Below are 18,055 nucleotides of genomic sequence, written 5' to 3' on the forward strand. Positions count from 1 at the left end.
TCTAATTTTAGTGGCAGTGCCCCTCAACGTGAACGTGTCCGTGCTCTAGCTCCTCCTGAGTAGCCTCTCTTACATCAGCTACCTTTAGGTCAAAAGTGATAGTCTTTCCTGCAAATGGGTGGTTACCATCAGCAACTACAGTATCCTCCTTTACCTCGATGATAGTCAGAGGAATGATCCCTTCGTCGGTTTCAGCCTGGAAATCAAGCCCCTCATAGATATCCTCGAACTCAGCAAAGTCTGACTTTGCCATCTCGTAGATAAGCTCCTCGGAGTAATCTCCATATCCCTCCTCAGGGGTAAGGGTAAATTTAGTTTCATATCCCTTTGTCTTTCCCTCAAGAATTTCCTCTACCTTTGGAATGAAATCTCCCATTCCGTGGATATATGCAAAATCTCCTACTTCCTTTGTATCCTCAAGGATCTCTCCCTTTTCATCTGTAAGAACAAAGTTCAGAAATACAACTTTACCTTCTTCAATTTTCATCTTTTACTTCCTCCTTTTAGGCATTTACTAATTCCTATTAATAGTAGCATATCCTGGACTATTTTCATATTTAAATTTGCCCCAAGGACAACTATAACTATTTACCTTCCCTCTCTGTGAATCCTTTATTTTTCTCCCCTCTTTTACGGGAAGGAGAGAGAGGTGTTTTATTATAGGGGGAATTTATAGTATAATAGAAGAAAGTATCCCCAAGGGGAAGTTCTACTTTTTAAAGAGAGAGGTAAGGCAAGGGCTTGAAGGAGGCAAATATGAAGGCAGCATTTTTTGATATCGACGGGACTATATACAGAGACTCCCTTTTAAAGGAACACTTTAAAAAGCTTATAAAATACGAACTGTTTAATATACAGGAGTATGAGAACAGGGTAAAGGAGTCATTTAAAAAATGGGATGAGAGAATGGGAGACTACGACATGTACCTCATGGGAATGGCGGAGACCTATGTAGATGCCATCAGAGGACTTTCACTAAAGTACAATGATTTTGTGGCAGACCAGGTGATGGAGCTCAAGGGCAGCAGGGTATATACCTATACCAGAGACAGAATAAAGTGGCACAAGGAGCAGGGGCATAAGGTGATCTTTATCTCGGGAAGCCCGGATTTCCTTGTATCCAGAATGGCTGAGAAGTGGGAAGCAGATGATTTCTGTGGTTCCAAGTACCATGTGGAGGAGGGAAAGTTCTCTGGAGAGATATCTCCCATGTGGGATTCGGCAAACAAGATGAAGGCCATAAACAAGTTTGTGGAGAAGTATGATCTGGATCTGGCTGGTTCCTATGCCTATGGAGATACCATGGGGGATCTGAGTATGATGAAGCTTGTGGGGCACCCTACAGCTATAAACCCTTCCAAGGAGCTTATAGAGGTTCTTAGAGAGGATGAGAGCCTGAAAGAGAAGGTCGACATCATAATAGAGAGAAAGGACGTTATCTATAAGGTGGATCCAAGTGTGGAAGTGCTTTAGGATAGGTTGAAGATAAAAAAGATAGAAGAGCTATAGAGGTTTAGGAGCAGCTGTATTTTACAGCAGCTCCTTTTTTATATCTATGTATTAATTTCTACCCTCAGGTAACCCCAGGTTATCCCTTATTATATTCATAGGGAAGTTTTGGTAGATATTCCCCTTGGTCAATGGAGTGATATTAAAGCACACTAATTGCGATATAGTGTATTCGGATAATGGGGCTGAAGGATAATTGGTGTAGTGGTATACCAGAGGAAGAGTAGGTAAAACTTCAGAGGAGTTCTTTCAACAATATAACAGGGGGTATAACAGCCGCTTCGTGAAGTCCGTTGTAAAAAGACAGAGTTTGCTGTAGCAGGATTATTTGGTGGGTAAGAAGGTGTTAAAGGCAGATGGATTGTGAAGTATATGATGTTTTAATTATATTTTATATCAATTTACGATCACTTTTATTAATAAAAGAACATAAGTCTCCTTAGATGGACGCAAAAAACTTAAAAAACTCAAGTTTTTTTTAGAGCCTGAAATTCAAGGGCTAGAGAAGTTTTTAGTATACTGTGGTTTAATTTTTTAAGAAAACGGTGTTGACACATTGTTCACTTTGTCATATAATTCACTCAAGTTCAATAACAGAACGAAAATTATTGATTTCAAGACAAAACAAACAGTTACAACTCGAGAGGTTTTTTGGGAGATTAAGAGAGAACACTAAATAGAACAGTTCTACTTGCACACATAAGACTTTTTTGGTGGTACTTTAATTTTAAGGATGGTGGATGAAGTGAAAAAAACAAAATTTGATTGGTTGGTAATAGGGTTGGCATTGTTTTCAATGTTCTTTGGTGCAGGAAATCTGATATTTCCTCCTAGTATAGGTCTTGCTATGGGAGAAAACTGGATAACTTCAGCCATGGGATTTGCTCTTACGGGAATTGGTTTACCGGTACTTGGTGTTCTTACTATGAATAAGGTTGGTAACTTTGAAAACTTTGCAGGAGGGGTATCTAAGTTATTCTTCACTATGTACTCTCTTCTACTTATGGCATCTGTGGTATTTACAAATACTCCAAGAACAGCAGCTACAGCTTATGAGCTTGGATTACTTCCAAACCTTGGAGGTTTCCACATAAGCCCTGTAATCATATCGATAATATTCTTTGGTGTGACACTGTATATGTCTATCAATCCTTCTAAGGCTATAGACAGAGTTGGTAAGATCCTTACTCCTACAATTGTTACTATTGTACTGGCTATGATATACCTAGGAGCTACAAATAAGATAGCTGCTCCGGGAACCCCTCATGTAAGCGATAACGCCTTTGGATTTGGATTCTCACAGGGTTATCAGACGATGGACGGAATCATGGCAGGACTATTCAGTATGGTTATACTTGCAGAGTTAACTGTAAGAGGGTATAAGAAGCAGGAGGAGAGAGCTTCTATCATCAAGAAGGCAAGTATCGTAACTGGAACGGGACTTTCAATTATCTACCTTGGACTTTTCTACCTGGGAGCAACAGCAAACCAACACTTCCCAGCAGATATTTCAAGAGCAGCTCTTGTTGCTAACTTCGTAACACTATTCCTTGGAAAGTATGGAAACCTGATCTTCGGAATCTGTGTAATAGCAGCTTGTCTATCAACTGCAATAGCTCTTACAATGGTTGTATCTGAGTTCTTCTCAAAGACATACAAGATGGACTATAAGAAGGTGGCTGTAGTATCGTGTGCACTGTCTGCATTCATGGCAAACTTTGGAGTAGATAAGATAGTAATAATCGCTGAGCCGATTCTTGGAATTCTTTATCCAATAACAATAGTTCTTATCTTCCTAGGAATCCTTGGAATTGATGTACAGGCTGTAAGACGTAGCTGTGTAACTGTAGCTGGAATCCTAGCTTTACTTCAGATCATTGTTGATGGTACAGATATAGCTGTAATGGAAGCAATCTACAGAAGCATTCCACTTTCATCACAGGGATTTGTATGGGTGGTACCTACAGTAGCAATTGGTGTAGTGACTCACATTATGACAAGAAAGCAGGCAGTACTTGCAAGTGCATAGTTAGATTAATAGGTAGAACCCCTTCGGGGGTTCTTTTTTTATTGCTTAATTATTCATTTCTTTTGTCACCCAAAAGAAACGAATCAAAGAAAATGTGCCCCTCTTTAATAATTCTCATAGGGTGATATTGTTAATGTTCGACCTTGGTAAGCTACAATCTCCCTTTTAAGAAGTACAACATACTGTACAGCAGTCGATAAACTTAATTTGTGTGGCGGCCTAGTAGATGATTGAGTACAAAGCTATATCGATTTAAAGAGGGGGGAGTAAGGATTAGTGTAATTCATGACTGGTTTAAAGAGAATCTCTGTAAAACTTTGAGGTCGCTGTATTTTGTGAGGGATGCCTCTTTTCATGTTTTCTTTCTGACTGAGTAGAAATAGAAGGTAGAGGAAGGAACGATAAATTAAAATAGGTGACTGCAGGTGGTCGTTGAGCTTCACAGTATATCTTGCTTCGTTTCGTCATACAGAATAGGTTCTATCTAGCGCCTATAAAAAGAAACGGAAGCTCTGACGCCGCTAAGGAAGACTATTACTGGAGGTCTTGATCTTCTTTGGTTCGCTTTACCTTTATTCTTAGTTTGCTTTAGTAAACTTTAGAAAAATGGCATATCAAGACAAGAAATGAACGTAGATGACCTTAAACTTTTATTCCGAAAAAAGAGAAGGAAAAGTTAAGTTGAACAAATCAACCTATAAAAGTATACTTTGTACAAGAATTAATGAGGGAGGGATTTGTTATGAGTAGCGAGGCACTTAATGTAAAGGGGGCTGAAAGGAGCAGGGTAAGCGGCTGGGAGTTTTTTCAGAGTCTAGGTAAGACATTTATGCTTCCAGTGGCACTTCTTGCAGCCATGGGGATATTGCTGGGAATAGGAGCTGCATTTACTGGAGGAACAACTATAGAGATGTTTCCCTTTTTAGGGAATCCAGTACTACAGTTTATATTTAATTTTATGATCAAGGTGAGTCTGGTTGCCTTTATATTTCTACCACTGATGTTTGCTGTGGCTATCCCCTTGGGAATGGCAAGGGAGAATAAGGAAATAGCAGCCTTTGCAGGGCTTATTGGATATATATCTCTTCAGCTGGGAGTGAACTTTCACCTTACAGCCAGAGGAATTATGGATGTAACAGATAAAAAGATGATAATGGGAATTGAGAGTATCGATACTGGAGCTCTGGGTGGGCTTATAGTTGGTATACTGGTTTACTTTATCCACGAGAGGTTTCAGTATATAGAGCTGCCAGATGCATTCTCCTTCTTTGGAGGAACGAGGTTTGTAGCAATAGCAACTGTAGTGGTAATGTCGGCAGTGGGGCTTACAGTACCTCTTATCTGGCCATACTTTGCAGCAGGAATAGGAGCAGTGGGAGCTGGGATACAGAAGGCAGGGATCTTCGGACCATTCCTCTTTGGAGCGGGGGAGAGGCTACTACTACCATTTGGACTTCACCACATCCTGGTGGCTACAATAAGGTTTACTGAGGCAGGAGGACAGATTATTACAAGCAGCGGAGAGACAATATCCGGGGCACTGAATATCTTCTACAATCAGTTTGCTCAGGGGCCGTCCCACGTATCGCCAGAGTATACTAGATTTCTTTCCCAGGGGAAGATGCCTACCTTTATCTTTGGTCTGAGCGGAGCAGCACTGGCTATGTACAGATCAGCATTTGCTGAGAACAGAACTAAGGTCAAGGGACTTCTAATATCAGCAGTTGTAGCAGCAGCAGTAGGGGGAATAACTGAGCCTATCGAGTTTATCTTCCTCTTTATTGCACCGGCACTCTACCTCTTCCATACGGTGATGACTGGTCTTGGATTTATGGTGATGGGACTGCTGGGAGTAGCCATCGGAAATACAGACGGAAATATCATAGACTTTCTTGTGTTTGGGGTACTTCAGGGGATGTGGACAAAGTGGTATCTAGTGATTCCAGTGGGAGGAATCTGGTTCGGGATATACTATACGGTGTTTAAGTGGTATATAGAGAAGTACAATATCCTCACTCCTGGAAGGGATAACTCGGATCAGGCAAGTAATGCTGTGGACAGCGGGGATATGGCGGGATATACAGCTAAGATCATGCTTGAAGCCCTGGGAGGAAAGGAAAATATAGTAACGCTGGATAACTGTATCACGAGATTAAGACTTGTGGTAAAAGATGCAAATGTAATACATGTAGAGGCTGTTAAATCAGCTGGTGCTGTAAATGTGGTAAAACTTAGCGACACCAATGTTCAGGTAATTATCGGTACCAAGGTACAGGTAATGAAGAAGCAGATGCAGAAGCTCATCTAAAAAGAAGGAGCAGTTAAATAGAAGTAGAATAAGCCGCTGATTGAAGCTAATTTTGGAACTGAGTGGGAAAGCTTTAATGCTCATCCCTTGAGGAGTTCGAAAAATTAGTGGAGATTGGTGGCTCATTTCTTTAAAGGAAGGATCAGATGGGTAACGGAGGAAGTAATGAATTTTGACAAGGTGGTAGACAGAAGGGGTACCTATTGTACCCAATGGGACTATATAGAGGACAGGTTTGGAGAGGGAAGTGGTGACCTTATCCCTTTCACTATTTCAGATATGGATTTTGAATCTCCCAAGGAGATTGTAGAGGAGCTGGCAACCAGGGTGGATCACAGGGTCTTTGGTTACTCCAGGTGGAATCACACCGAGTATAAGGGATCTGTAAGGGGCTGGTATGGCAGCAGGTGCGGAGCGGAGGTAGAGGAAAGCTGGGTGGCTTATTCACCCTCAGTACTCTACTCTGTGAGTCTTCTTTTAGAGATGATACTAGGTAAGGGCGGCAAGCTTATGACCCATACTCCAAGATACGATGGTTTAACCAAGCTGGTAAAACCCTATGAGCTCTATGAGGTGGAGTTGAAGGAGGGAGAGAAGGGAAGGTTTGAAACGGACTTTGAGAGGATAGAGGAGGGATTTAGAGAGGGGGCTAAGGCTTTTCTTCTGTGTAATCCCCAAAATCCCACGGGAAAGGTATGGAGCAGGAAGGAGCTTCAAAGGCTGGTGGATCTCTGCAAGAGATACGGTGCCTATCTTATCTCAGATGAGATACACATGGATGTGACCAGAAGGGAGTTTACCTCGGTGCTGAACGTAGATACTTCGGTGTCCATAGTAGCCTCATCCCCATCAAAAACCTTTAATATTCCTGCCCTGGGCGGATCCTATGTTATCATTCCCCAGAGGAGAATAAGGGAGGAGTTTGTGGAACACACAAGAAGTATAGATGGTGTATCTACAGCCTCAATATTTGGTGTGTTGGGAACAATTGCAGCCTATAACAGGTGTGAATACTGGCTAGACGGTCTCAATGATTATATCAATGAGAATCTGAGGGAGGTAGCTGAGGAGTTGGATGGCTACAGGGGACTTGAAGTATATATCCCAGAGGCTACCTACCTTATGTGGATAGATTTTAAAGGGACGGGACTTGAACCTGAAGAGTTTCAGAAGCTTTTAATCGAGAGGGGGCGTGTGGCCATAATGTCCGGGGAGCTTTACGGAGATCCCTACAGGATAAGACTCAATGTGGGATGCAGCAGAGAGAAACTCAGAAGGGGAATAGAGGGAATAAAAAAAGCCCTGGATACAAAAAAATAGTGTATAATCCCTCATAGGGGGAGAGATATGGGAGTGAAAAGAAAAGAGATAGATATACTTTTGAATATAGTGGATACCCCACTTACTGTAAGGGAGCTCTCAGAGAAGTTGGGTGACAGCGAGAGGAACCTCAGGTACAGTGTAGAGAACCTGGACTACTACCTGAAGAGATATACAGGTATGGAGATAATGAAAAAAAATAAGAAGCTGTCCGTCTCTCTTACAAGGGAAGAGGCGGATGGTTTTTTGTGTTCCCTGGAAGATGGGGAGTATATATATAGTAATGAGGAGAGAAGAGAGCATATAATGAATACCTTTCTCTTTAGTGAAGAGCCTAAGCTCAGCTACCTGGAGAGGGAGCTGGATGTAAGCAGGACGACTATTAAGAAGGATATGTCGGAACTTCAGAGGGAGCTGGAGAGGTATGGCCTCTCCTTTGAACATGAGGGCAACAGGGTGTTCATAGGGGGGAATGAGAAGAAGCTGAGACACCTTATGATGATGAAGATGATGAAGTATCTGGATAGGTCTGAGAGTTCTCCCTATCCTTTGGAGAAGAGAATAGTAAAGTTGATAGAGGGTAGGAGGAGAGGGCTTCAGAAGAGGGCTCAGGAGGTACTGGAGAGGATAGAGGGGGAGCTTCAGGAGGAATTCTCCTCTGAGTTTAAGAGGATAATGAGGTACTACCTATGGGCTACCCTCTTTAGAGTGGGGAAGGGCAGGTATATACTCAGGAAGCACAACAGTGAATTCCTCAGGAAAACCAGCCAGTTTACCGAGATAGAGAAGGTGATGAAGGAGTATATAGGGGAGGGGTTGGAGTATGAGACCCTTCACCTTACAGAGTACTTTTTGAGCGGGTCCTCCAAGGGGGATTACTATGAGGAGAGAGTAGCCATAGAGCTCTTTACCCTGGGACTCTTGAGGGAAGTGGAGAGAAGTTTAGGTGAGAAGATCTTCTGTGAAGAGGTCTTCAGAGAGATAACCGGTTACCTCACATCTGCCCTCTACAGGATGAAGAATAACTTTGTTCTGAAGTCTGAAGGGGACTTCGCACCTGTGGGGGATGTTGGAGAGATTATCTACAATGTATGTAGGGAGGATGAACTTCTCAGCGAGAGGCTGAGGGGGGAGGAGATGACCTATATCAAAAACCTTATAGAGGATCAGCTAGAGCAGGTGGGTCACAGGGTTATTGAGCTGGAAAAGCTCATGGATATAATTAAGGGAAGTGCAGAGAAGGTGGATGAGGGGAAGCTCGCTCATGAACTTTTAAGGGAGTATGGCAGGTGGATCATACCTTACAAGTCGGAGGAGATGGTGAAGCTGGAGGACCTCCTTCTGGAAGAGAAGGTCTCTGGAAAGAGTGTAGAGGAGGTAGTGGAAGCAGGGGGCGGTATCCTTGCTGAGAAGGGGGTAATCAGGAAAAGAGTAGATTTTTCCTGTTATATCAAGGCCAATGCATTTAAGGGAAGGGAGCTCTCCTGCTACTATATAGGGGATGAAAATATCGTGGTGAAAAGCGGGATACTGATAACTCCTCTCAGGGGCGGGGAGGAGAACGTGATTATCCTGGCTCTCAGGGATGAAATTACCTACCTGGATGCCCTGTGGAAACTGAAGAAAACAGTGGAAAGGGACCTGGCAAAAAACCTCGTTAAGCGTTGAAAATTAAGTACTTGACACTGTATAGATAAATATAGTAAAATTTCTCGTTGATTGTTGCAAAATCATTTTTATATGGTTGTTCAAAAGACCTATAAGAATGATTTTTTTATCTTAAAAGTTTAATAATATTAAATTTCAAAATTGATTTTATACGAGGTATAAATCCCATATAATTGATATTTAAGTGTTATGTTTTGAAGGATCGACAGTTTTTTTTAATTTTAAGTTTATAAATATTAATCTTAGAGGTTAATTTTATATTAGTTTGGAGGAAGAATTATGGGAAAAGGAAATATAAGGATAGATTCTGTAAGGAAATCCTTTGACGGAGTAGAGGTACTAAAAAACGTAAGTTTTGAGATAAAGGGAGGGGAATTCTTCTCTATACTGGGACCTTCTGGGTGTGGTAAAACTACTCTTCTTAGGATGATAGCAGGATTTATAGAGGCGGACAGCGGAGCTATATATCTTGGAAAGGAAGATATTACCCACCTCAGCCCCAATAAAAGAAATGTGAATACGATCTTTCAGACCTATGCACTTTTTCCTCACTTAAGTATATATGAAAATATAGCCTTTCCCCTTAGACTTAAGAAGATAGCTAAGGAGAAGATAGACAGAGAGGTAATGAAGTATCTGGAGATGGTAAAGCTCTCGGACCACGCTAAGAAGTATCCCCACCAGCTTTCTGGAGGACAGAAGCAGAGGGTTGCCATAGCAAGAGCCCTTATCAACAAGCCAAAGGTTCTTCTTCTGGATGAGCCACTTTCAGCTCTGGATGCCAAGCTGAGACAGCACATGCTTATCGAACTGGATACAATCCACGATGAGGTGGGGATCACCTTTGTATTTGTAACTCACGATCAGCAGGAAGCTCTCAGTGTGTCGGACAGGATAGCTGTAATGAAGGATGGAAACGTACTCCAGATAGGAACTCCAAATGAGATCTATGAGAGCCCTGCTTCAGCCTTTGTGGCGGACTTTATCGGAGAGACCAACTTCATCGAGGGAGAGGTTGTAGAGATAGAGGAGGAGTTCGGTTATATGGAGTCTCCTAACTACGGGAGGATAAAGTTTGAACTGGATAAGAAGGTAGAGGTAGGAAACAGGGTGAAGCTTACCATAAGACCGGAGAAGGTCAAGATATCCAAGGCTAAGCCGAGATATCTTGACGGGAACGACAATATCTTCAAGGGGAGGGTAGAGGAGGTTATCTACTCAGGATTCCAGAGTAAGTTCTTTGTTACAGTTGGAGAGAAGACCTTTAATGCCTTTAAGCAACACGTAGACTTCTTTGAGGAGGATGCAGAGACTATCCACTGGAAGGATGAAGTATATGTGGTGTGGGACTCTGCAGACAGCTTCCTTGTAGAGGTGATGTAGATGAAGGAAAACAAGAGGACAAGCTTTGCCTACTCTACTCCCATAACTCTGTGGCTGACCACACTCTTTGTGCTGCCAACCTTAATTGTAGTAGCATACAGCTTCCTTAAGAAGGGGCTCTACGGTGGAGTGGAGTGGATCTTTTCAGTAGAGGGGTATAACTTCTTCAAGAGTTCATACTTCCTTAAGATAACGTGGAATACCCTGGAGATATCTGTGGTGGCAACGGTTCTTACTGTGCTTATAGCTATACCGGTGGCTCTCTATATAGCCACATCTAAGTATAAGCATATGCTTCTCTTCCTTATAATAATACCCTTTTGGACAAACTTTCTTATAAGGATATACTCCTGGATAGCTCTTCTGGGAAACAATGGACTGCTGAACAACCTTCTTATGAGGCTTGGATTTGAGCAACATCAGTTTTTATACAATAAGTTTGCAGTGGTGCTGGTAACGGTATATGCCTACCTCCCCTATGCTATATTGCCCCTCTACTCTACAATAGAGAAGTTTGACTTTTCCATTATAGATGCAGCGAGGGATCTGGGAGCAACAAGGTGGGAAGCCTATATGAAGATATTTCTTCCCAATATAAAACCGGGAATAATAACGGCGGTACTATTTACATTTATACCTGCCCTTGGTTCCTATGCCATACCACAACTTGTGGGAGGGAATGACTCGCAGATGCTGGGAAATATAATTGCAAGGGAGCTGACAATTACGAGGGACTGGCCTAAGGCAGCTGCCATATCCACAATTCTTATTGTGGTGACTATAGGTCTGATACTCTACTTTGCAAAATACGACAAGGAACATCAGGAGGTGTAGGATGAATAAGAAAAAGTTTTCAATGACTATGTTTATACTGACCATAATATTCTTCTACCTGCCCCTTGTGGTACTGGTGGCCTACTCCCTTAACGGTGGAAGGGGAGTAGCATGGGAGGGATTCTCAGGTAAGTGGTATGAGGAGCTCTTCCTTCACTCTGAGAGACTGTGGACCTCCTTTAGATACAGTATTATAATTGCCCTTACATCGGCGGGGCTTTCAACAGTTATAGGTACCCTGGGAGCGATAGCTCTTCACTGGTATAACTTTAAACATAAGAAGTACCTTCAGGTAATATCCTACCTGCCCCTGGTACTTCCAGATATAATAATGGGGGTATCCCTCCTGATACTCTTCAGTACTGTGAAGTTTAAGCTGGGACTTATGAGTATCTTCCTGGCTCACACTACATTTAATATCCCTTTTGTATTGTTTATAGTGCTGTCCAGACTCCATGAGTTTGATTTCGCTGTGGTGGAAGCAGCCTATGACCTTGGAGCTACTGAGAGGCAGGCTCTGACAAAGGTGATACTACCTACGCTGATGCCTGGAATAGTTTCAGGATTCCTTATGGCTATTACACTATCTCTGGACGATTTTGTAATAACCTTCTTCGTGGCTGGGCCTGGATCATCTACACTGCCGCTGCACATCTACTCTATGATTAAGTTTGGGGTGTCGCCGGTGATCAATGCACTGTCGGTGATTCTGATTGCAGGTACTGTGGGACTGGCACTCTCAACAAAGAAGATACAGAAGTATATGTTGAGTTAAGTTCATTTCTTGTCATGACACAAGAAACGAACCAAAGAAAGTCTAGTCCTGCGCAATGTCTACTTAAGCAAGTTGTTAATATACGACCTTTGAGAGCTACAATCTTCTTTTTAAGAGGTACAACATATTGCGTAACAGTCGATAAACTTAATTAGTTTAACGGTCTAGTAGGTTTAAAAAGTACAAAGCTACATCGACTACTTCGGACATCTTAAAAAAATATAATCTCTAATAAAAATGTGATGATTCTTAGGTTTATAGAGAAGTATTTGAATGGCCGACTGCAGATAGCTTTTAGGATAGACAATTGAAAATTAAAGAAGAAAAAATAAAGAATGGAGGAAAAAGATTATGAAGAAGATATTATTGGTACTATTTACCCTTGTTCTGCTTACAGCGTGTGGCGGAAGCAAGGAGAAGAAGAATGAGCTTTACCTGTTTAATTGGTCGGACTATATCCCAGATGAGCTGATAACTAACTTTGAGACTGAGACTGGGATCAAGGTTATAACGGACTACTTCTCATCCAATGAGGAGATGTATGCCAAGGTAAAGGCCGGAGGAGCTGGATATGATATCGTGGTTCCGTCTACAGACTACGCAGAGATCATGATGAACCAGGGGATGTTAGAGAAGCTGGACAAGTCTAAGCTGTCTAATATAGATCAGCTAAATGAGGAGCTGGCTTCCAAGATCGTATTTGACAAGGAACACGACTATGTGATTCCTTACGCTGTGGGAGCTACTGGAATAGCTGTAAATACTAAGTATGTAGAGGACTACCCTAAGTCATTTGATATCTACAACAGAGAGGATCTTAAGAACAAGATGACTCTTCTAGACGACATGAGAGAGGTAATGGCAAGTGCTCTTATTATTGCAGGACACTCACCAGAGTCTTCAGACCCTGTAGACCTTGCAGATGCCAAGGAGATCATTTTAGGATGGAAGAAGAATATCCTGAAGTTTGATACTGAGAGCTTTGGTAAGGGGTTTGCCAACGGAGAGTACTGGGTAGTGCACGGTTACTATGAGAATATCATAGCTCACCTAACAGATGAGCAGGCTGAGAATGTGGACTTCTTCCTGCCGGAGAAGGGAGCTCAGATGTATATCGACAGTATGGCTATCCTTAAGGGTGCTAAAAACGTGGAGAATGCCCACAAGTTTATCAACTACATCCACAGACCAGATGTATATGTACAGATAGTTGATTACCTTGAGACTCCGTCTATCAATAAGGGAGCAGCTGAGATAAGGGAGACTACACCAGTTTATACAGTAGAGGATCTGGCTCATGCAAGTCTTATGAGGGACCTGGGAGAGGCTCTTGCGGTTCAGAGTGAGACATGGAATGAAGTTCTAACGCAGTAAAGCCCCACATATATTAAAAAATCTAAAGAAGTCTTAGTGATAAATAAGAGTAATAAATGTTGGTTGATAGAAAAAAAGATGTCCTTTGGGGCATTTTTTTTGTAATAAGGAATTATTGAAGATATACTTTCGATTACAGGAAGTGCTAGAATAACACAGAAAACAATAAAAAAATGATAAAAATGAACTAAATATACAAAATTATAGATGGAAGAGAGACATAAAATAATAGAATTAAATTTTAAATCATAGTGAAAAAATATGATGAAGCGCAATATTTTCTTTAAAGTAAAGAGGAGGGCAAAGGGGCTTAGTAATAAAGTGGGTGACAAGATTAAAAAATTGAAAAAACGTGAAAGGTGAATAGGTGAGATAGTTGCCTTTATTGGAAATAAAGGTTTAAATAGAGAATTGAGTAGAATAGAAACTCATTTTTAGAATATTATAGTTATACCTTAGAGGTTTTGAACGGATAAAAAACAAAAAAAGGTTCTAGACAGTTTTGTACTTAAAAATACATTAAAAGTTTAGAATATTAGAAAAAATAGGCTGAAGAAGGGGAAAATAAATTTTGTAATAGAGGAGTTTTCTGATAAAATATTAAGGTTAAGTAAAATATAGAAGAATTAGCTATATAAATGTAAGTAAGGGAGGGATAATATGGGGGAACCTTTAGTTAGTATTATAATGCCATGTTATAATGTTAAAAAGTTTTTAGAGGAAGCGATTGTAAGTGTATTGGAGCAGACCTATAAAAATTATGAACTGATTGTAATAGATAATGGGTCTACAGACGGAAGCCTTGATATTATTCACAGGTATGAAATAGAACATGAAAAAATAAAGATCTTTAAGGCAGATAAGAATCGAGGGGTAGTGGGAGCAAGGAACATAGGTATAAGAGCAGCTCAGGGGAAGTATATTGCTTTTCTTGACTCAGATGATGTTTGGCACTCAGATAAACTTTCCAGACAGATAGGATTCATGGAGGAAAATGCAATCAACCTAAGCTGTACCAACTATAATATTATCTCTGAAGAGGGGGATGATATTTTGGATTTTATCCTGAGGGTTAAAGAGATAGATCATAAAGAAAACCTTAAATATAATCATTTGGGGTGTTCCACGGTAGTTTACAATCAGGAGACGCTTGGAAAGCAGTATTTCTTCAAGAAAGCAAAGTATAAAGAGGATTATGGATTGTGGCAAAAAATACTAAAAAATGGAGAAAAAGCTCATGTATGTGAGAAACCACTGGTAAAATACAGGTTGAGGGAGAATTCAATATCGGCCGACAAGGTGAAGATGGCAAGGGAGCAGTGGAGATTTTACAAGAGAGTAGAGGGGTTTGGGAATGTGAAAACGGGCTACTACTTCTCAGCTTACACTCTTAAGAATATAGGAAAGAATCTAAGTATAAAATTTAAAAATAGATTTAATGGAAAGGGATAATTATGTTAAGGACAGTTAATAGATTTATAGGGGATTTAAAAAAATATAAGGAATATATAATTTATTCAACAAAATCAGATTTAAAAAGACAGGTAGCAGGAACACTATTCGGATATTTGTGGTGGCTGCTGGATCCACTTCTTCATATGTTTGTATATACTATCTTAGTTACAATTATTTTTAGAAGGGACCAGCCAGCGTTCCCTCTCTTTGTATTTTGTGCATTATTGTCTTGGAAGTGGCTTACTAGTTCTCTGGGAAGTAGTACCACCTGCATAAAAAGAAAGGCTGGAATTATTAGACAGATCTATCTTCCTAAATTTGTTCTGCCGCTTATAGATGTTGCGACTAACTTTGTAAAGTTTTTATTTGGGATCATCATTTTATTAATGATGATGGGGATATATAGAATTACTCCAACATGGCATATGCTCGAAATAGTTCCAATTTTAATTGTCAACTTTCTTTTTATCTATGGTATTAGTCTTAATTTTGCACATGTTGGAGCACTGTATTCTGACTTTAAAAATGTAATAAGTCATATGTTGCGTTTGTGGTTTTATGTCTCTCCAGGGATATATAGTTTATCCAGAATACCAGAGAAATATAGGTGGGTATGGAAGTTAAACCCAATTACCTCATTTTTTGAAAGTTATAGAAATGTGTTTATGTATGGAGCACCTCCTATGTATAAAGAGTTGGCAGTATGGTCAGTAGTAAGTATAATTATTCTTTTTGCAGGGATACATAAGATTTATAAATTTGATAAGAACTATGCTAAGGTGGTTTAAGAATGGATAAAAATATTATAGAAGCAAGAAATCTTACGTTAGAATATACTCTTATAAAGAGAACCGATTTGAAAAGAGGGATAATGGGGGCTTTAAAAAAGCATTCAGAAAAGAAAAAGTTTAAAGCTCTAAATGATGTTTCGTTCGAGATAAAGCATGGAAAAAAAATTGGATTAATCGGTTCCAATGGTTCTGGAAAATCCACACTTCTGAGGATGCTGGCGGGGACAATGGCTCAAGATAGTGGAGAGCTGAAGATAGACACGGAATCGGTATCCCTTATGGCTTTGGGAGTCGGTTTTGAAGGTGAGCTGAGCGGCAGAGAAAATATATATATAAATGGATTACTATTAGGATATTCTAAGGCTCAGATAGATGAAAAGCTAGAGGAGATAATTGAATTTTCAGAGCTAGAGGGATTTATAGAAAATCCTATAAAGACTTACTCTTCAGGGATGAAATCTAAACTTTCCTTTGCCATTGCAGCTCATATAGAGCCTGAGCTTCTCCTTATAGACGAGATATTCAGTGTGGGAGATGCGAAGTTTAGAAAGAAGAGTGAAGCTAAGATAATGAGCTTAATTCATGATGAAAGAACAGTGGTAATGGTATCTCATAATATGGGGATTCTAGAGAGACTTTGTGATGAGGTAATCTGGTTGGAAAAGGGTAAGATAAAGATGCAGGGTGAGGCTAAAAAAGTTTTAGAAGAATATAAGCTCGAAAATAAATAGGAGGAGAATTGTGGTCATTTATATAACCTCAGAGAAAAAAGACCTTTTACAATCTACGACAGCTCTATTAAGTTTCAAAGAGTCTCTACCCAATAGTGGAATAAACTACTATCTATTTACAGAAAAAAGTGAAATAAAATCAGAGGTACTTCAGAGGATCAGTAACTTCGGGATTGATATATTTGACTTCAAAGAGTTAAAAAGTGAGACTTACTTTTCGGATAGTAAGTTAGGAATTTTAGAGAAAGTAGCGTTAACAGTTCCAATTTTTGCTCTAAATAAAGGTTATGACTATTCTGTAAAAATCACTAAAGACACCCTTTGTAAAGGCAAAATTAACGAGCTAAACTTACCTAAAAGAAAGATTGTGTTCGCTGCTGGGAAGTCAGAAAATACACTCTTAGATCATACAGAAAATAATATTTTTTACAAAGACCGGTATAAAATTGGGAAAAAAACTCAGGAAAAAATAGCGATAAAGACAGAGCTTATTATTATAAATAACCTGCAATATGCAAAGTATGATATAGTGAAAAAAATAAATGATGTAGTGGAGAATGCAATCAATGTAAAAAATGGAAACAATGTTGAAATGATTCTGAATATGGTTATAGGCTTTTACTCCATCCCTTTTAAATATATTAATACTTTTAACTTTGTTAAAATTGCAAAAGAAAGAAATAAAATAATAAAAACTTTGGAAAAGCTTCATATTCAAAGAAAAATTATGGTTAAATTCTTCTTTGAAAGAATATGGAAAGGCAGGGGAAAGTAATATGAAAATTTTATTTTTAGCTACTTCTAATATTAATGCTGTTGGTGGAGATACAGTTCAGCTTTGTGCTAATATGAATATGTACGCTCAAGAAAATGAAGTTCATTACTTTTCCAGGTACAAACTTTATCATTCGGCAAACATAGAGGGGCTTTGTGAGAACATAGAGATGATTTTTCCTACAATAGAGCATGAAATTAATGAATTTTCTCTGAGTATTTCAAAATATATTAAGTACGCTGAGAGAATTGATGAAGAAGAAAATTTTGATTGGCTGTATGTAAGAGGCTCTGAACTTATAAAAGAGATTACTAAAGGGTCAAGATTAATTGAAAAAACAATAGTATATATAACAGACTATGAAACGTTGGAAGAAGAGGAATATATCAAAATTTTTAAAAAAGCCAGACTAATAAGGTGCCAAAGTAAACAACATATGAATATGTTAATTGAAAAGTACGGTGTTAAAAAAGATCAAGTTTTTGTCTCTCCTCCTATTTTAGAACCGATACCAGACATTTATAAGCAATCGAGAAGTTATGATATTGCTTATATAGGAAAAGTTCATAGGGACTGGAAGGTAGATGAATATCTAGAAATTCTTAAATTAGGAAAATATAAGGGCGCTCTTGCTTATTCAAGATTTTCAAAATATAGTGAGGATGAAATAGTTAAATTTGAAAAAGAGTTAGACTATCTAAAAGAAAACTGTGGACTTTTAGCTTTTAAAGGTATAAGTCGTGAGGAGTCATTGGAGCTTGCCTCACGAGCTAAAATAGGATATGCTTTTAGAAGTGAAAAGATAGATAATGAAAATTCATTTGAAATATCTTCAAAACTTTTAGAGTACTGTGAATTAGGGGTGGTACCGGTGTTACGCCGAACAGCAATTCACGAGGAAATTTTTGGGGAAGAGTTTATAGGATATTGCGAAGATTTAGAAGAATGTAAGGAAAAAATAGAGACAATCTTGAACCTAGATGATTTTACATTAAAAAAAATTAGGTCAAAGTTAAAAGAAAATGTGAAATTGTTTTATGTAAATGCTGTTTATGAAAATATTAAAAGGTCACTGATAAGTATTTAAATGAAAACAACATACA

15 protein-coding genes are annotated in these 18,055 nt (G+C 39.4%); 14 read left to right on the plus strand and 1 reads right to left on the minus strand.

Annotation, left to right across the window (positions count from 1 at the left end; translation table 11 throughout):
* Positions 1–7 precede the first annotated feature (7 nt).
* On the minus strand, positions 8–487 hold the full coding sequence (locus QMG11_RS11480; protein WP_281836119.1) for an FKBP-type peptidyl-prolyl cis-trans isomerase: 480 nt from the start codon (positions 485–487) through the stop codon (positions 8–10).
* 269 nt (positions 488–756) lie between these two features.
* On the opposite strand from QMG11_RS11480, the gene QMG11_RS11485 reads away from it, so the two are divergent.
* From QMG11_RS11485 to QMG11_RS11550, 14 genes are all read left to right on the plus strand, one after another.
* Positions 757–1,473, plus strand: a complete 717-nt coding sequence (locus QMG11_RS11485) for an HAD family hydrolase (protein ID WP_281836121.1) — start codon at positions 757–759, stop codon at positions 1,471–1,473.
* Between the two features lie 781 nt (positions 1,474–2,254).
* Positions 2,255–3,538 (plus strand): branched-chain amino acid transport system II carrier protein, encoded by a 1,284-nt coding sequence (gene brnQ / locus QMG11_RS11490; RefSeq protein ID WP_281836122.1) that lies wholly within the window; start codon positions 2,255–2,257, stop codon positions 3,536–3,538.
* A gap of 742 nt (positions 3,539–4,280) precedes the next feature.
* Complete coding sequence (gene malX / locus QMG11_RS11495; protein ID WP_281836124.1) at positions 4,281–5,846, plus strand: maltose/glucose-specific PTS transporter subunit IIBC; 1,566 nt, start codon at positions 4,281–4,283, stop codon at positions 5,844–5,846.
* A gap of 165 nt (positions 5,847–6,011) precedes the next feature.
* The gene (locus tag QMG11_RS11500; RefSeq protein WP_281836125.1) at positions 6,012–7,166 is read left to right on the plus strand and encodes a MalY/PatB family protein; all 1,155 of its coding nucleotides are present in this window, start codon (positions 6,012–6,014) and stop codon (positions 7,164–7,166) included.
* A 27-nt stretch (positions 7,167–7,193) separates the two neighbouring features.
* On the plus strand, positions 7,194–8,834 hold the full coding sequence (locus QMG11_RS11505; protein WP_281836126.1) for a helix-turn-helix domain-containing protein: 1,641 nt from the start codon (positions 7,194–7,196) through the stop codon (positions 8,832–8,834).
* Between the two features lie 279 nt (positions 8,835–9,113).
* Complete coding sequence (locus QMG11_RS11510; RefSeq protein ID WP_281836128.1) at positions 9,114–10,217, plus strand: ABC transporter ATP-binding protein; 1,104 nt, start codon at positions 9,114–9,116, stop codon at positions 10,215–10,217.
* Positions 10,218–11,051 (plus strand): ABC transporter permease, encoded by an 834-nt coding sequence (locus QMG11_RS11515; protein WP_281836130.1) that lies wholly within the window; start codon positions 10,218–10,220, stop codon positions 11,049–11,051.
* A gap of 1 nt (position 11,052) precedes the next feature.
* Entirely contained in the window at positions 11,053–11,826 is a 774-nt protein-coding gene (locus tag QMG11_RS11520) for an ABC transporter permease (RefSeq protein ID WP_281836132.1), read from the plus strand.
* Positions 11,827–12,177: 351 nt separating this feature from the next.
* Positions 12,178–13,200: an extracellular solute-binding protein gene (locus QMG11_RS11525; protein ID WP_281836134.1), complete on the plus strand. Its 1,023-nt coding sequence runs from the start codon at positions 12,178–12,180 to the stop codon at positions 13,198–13,200.
* A 660-nt stretch (positions 13,201–13,860) separates the two neighbouring features.
* Positions 13,861–14,652 (plus strand): glycosyltransferase family 2 protein, encoded by a 792-nt coding sequence (locus QMG11_RS11530; RefSeq protein WP_281836138.1) that lies wholly within the window; start codon positions 13,861–13,863, stop codon positions 14,650–14,652.
* A gap of 2 nt (positions 14,653–14,654) precedes the next feature.
* Positions 14,655–15,443, plus strand: coding sequence for an ABC transporter permease (locus QMG11_RS11535; RefSeq protein ID WP_281836139.1), 789 nt, complete (start codon positions 14,655–14,657; stop codon positions 15,441–15,443).
* Between the two features lie 2 nt (positions 15,444–15,445).
* Positions 15,446–16,177, plus strand: coding sequence for an ABC transporter ATP-binding protein (locus QMG11_RS11540; RefSeq protein ID WP_281836140.1), 732 nt, complete (start codon positions 15,446–15,448; stop codon positions 16,175–16,177).
* 10 nt (positions 16,178–16,187) lie between these two features.
* Positions 16,188–16,952 (plus strand): hypothetical protein, encoded by a 765-nt coding sequence (locus tag QMG11_RS11545; RefSeq protein ID WP_281836141.1) that lies wholly within the window; start codon positions 16,188–16,190, stop codon positions 16,950–16,952.
* Position 16,953: 1 nt separating this feature from the next.
* A complete protein-coding gene (locus tag QMG11_RS11550) occupies positions 16,954–18,039 on the plus strand; it encodes a hypothetical protein (RefSeq protein ID WP_281836143.1) in 1,086 nt (361 codons plus the stop codon).
* The last annotated feature ends 16 nt before the right edge of the window (positions 18,040–18,055 follow it).

The organism is Propionigenium maris DSM 9537 (genome assembly GCF_027925155.1).
GTDB classification, from domain to species: domain Bacteria; phylum Fusobacteriota; class Fusobacteriia; order Fusobacteriales; family Fusobacteriaceae; genus Propionigenium; species Propionigenium maris.

Bases quoted from the DNA above. Each gene is read 5' to 3' on its own strand.
- QMG11_RS11515 (WP_281836130.1), top strand. From the start codon at position 10,218: ATGAAGGAAAACAAGAGGACAAGCTTTGCCTACTCTACTCCCATAACT.
- QMG11_RS11550 (WP_281836143.1), top strand. From the start codon at position 16,954: ATGAAAATTTTATTTTTAGCTACTTCTAATATTAATGCTGTTGGTGGA.
- QMG11_RS11520 (WP_281836132.1), top strand. From the start codon at position 11,053: ATGAATAAGAAAAAGTTTTCAATGACTATGTTTATACTGACCATAATA.
- QMG11_RS11505 (WP_281836126.1), top strand. From the start codon at position 7,194: ATGGGAGTGAAAAGAAAAGAGATAGATATACTTTTGAATATAGTGGAT.
- QMG11_RS11540 (WP_281836140.1), top strand. From the start codon at position 15,446: ATGGATAAAAATATTATAGAAGCAAGAAATCTTACGTTAGAATATACT.
- QMG11_RS11530 (WP_281836138.1), top strand. From the start codon at position 13,861: ATGGGGGAACCTTTAGTTAGTATTATAATGCCATGTTATAATGTTAAA.
- QMG11_RS11510 (WP_281836128.1), top strand. From the start codon at position 9,114: ATGGGAAAAGGAAATATAAGGATAGATTCTGTAAGGAAATCCTTTGAC.
- malX (WP_281836124.1), top strand. From the start codon at position 4,281: ATGAGTAGCGAGGCACTTAATGTAAAGGGGGCTGAAAGGAGCAGGGTA.
- QMG11_RS11500 (WP_281836125.1), top strand. From the start codon at position 6,012: ATGAATTTTGACAAGGTGGTAGACAGAAGGGGTACCTATTGTACCCAA.
- QMG11_RS11485 (WP_281836121.1), top strand. From the start codon at position 757: ATGAAGGCAGCATTTTTTGATATCGACGGGACTATATACAGAGACTCC.
- QMG11_RS11480 (WP_281836119.1), bottom strand. From the start codon at position 487: ATGAAAATTGAAGAAGGTAAAGTTGTATTTCTGAACTTTGTTCTTACA.
- QMG11_RS11525 (WP_281836134.1), top strand. From the start codon at position 12,178: ATGAAGAAGATATTATTGGTACTATTTACCCTTGTTCTGCTTACAGCG.
- QMG11_RS11535 (WP_281836139.1), top strand. From the start codon at position 14,655: ATGTTAAGGACAGTTAATAGATTTATAGGGGATTTAAAAAAATATAAG.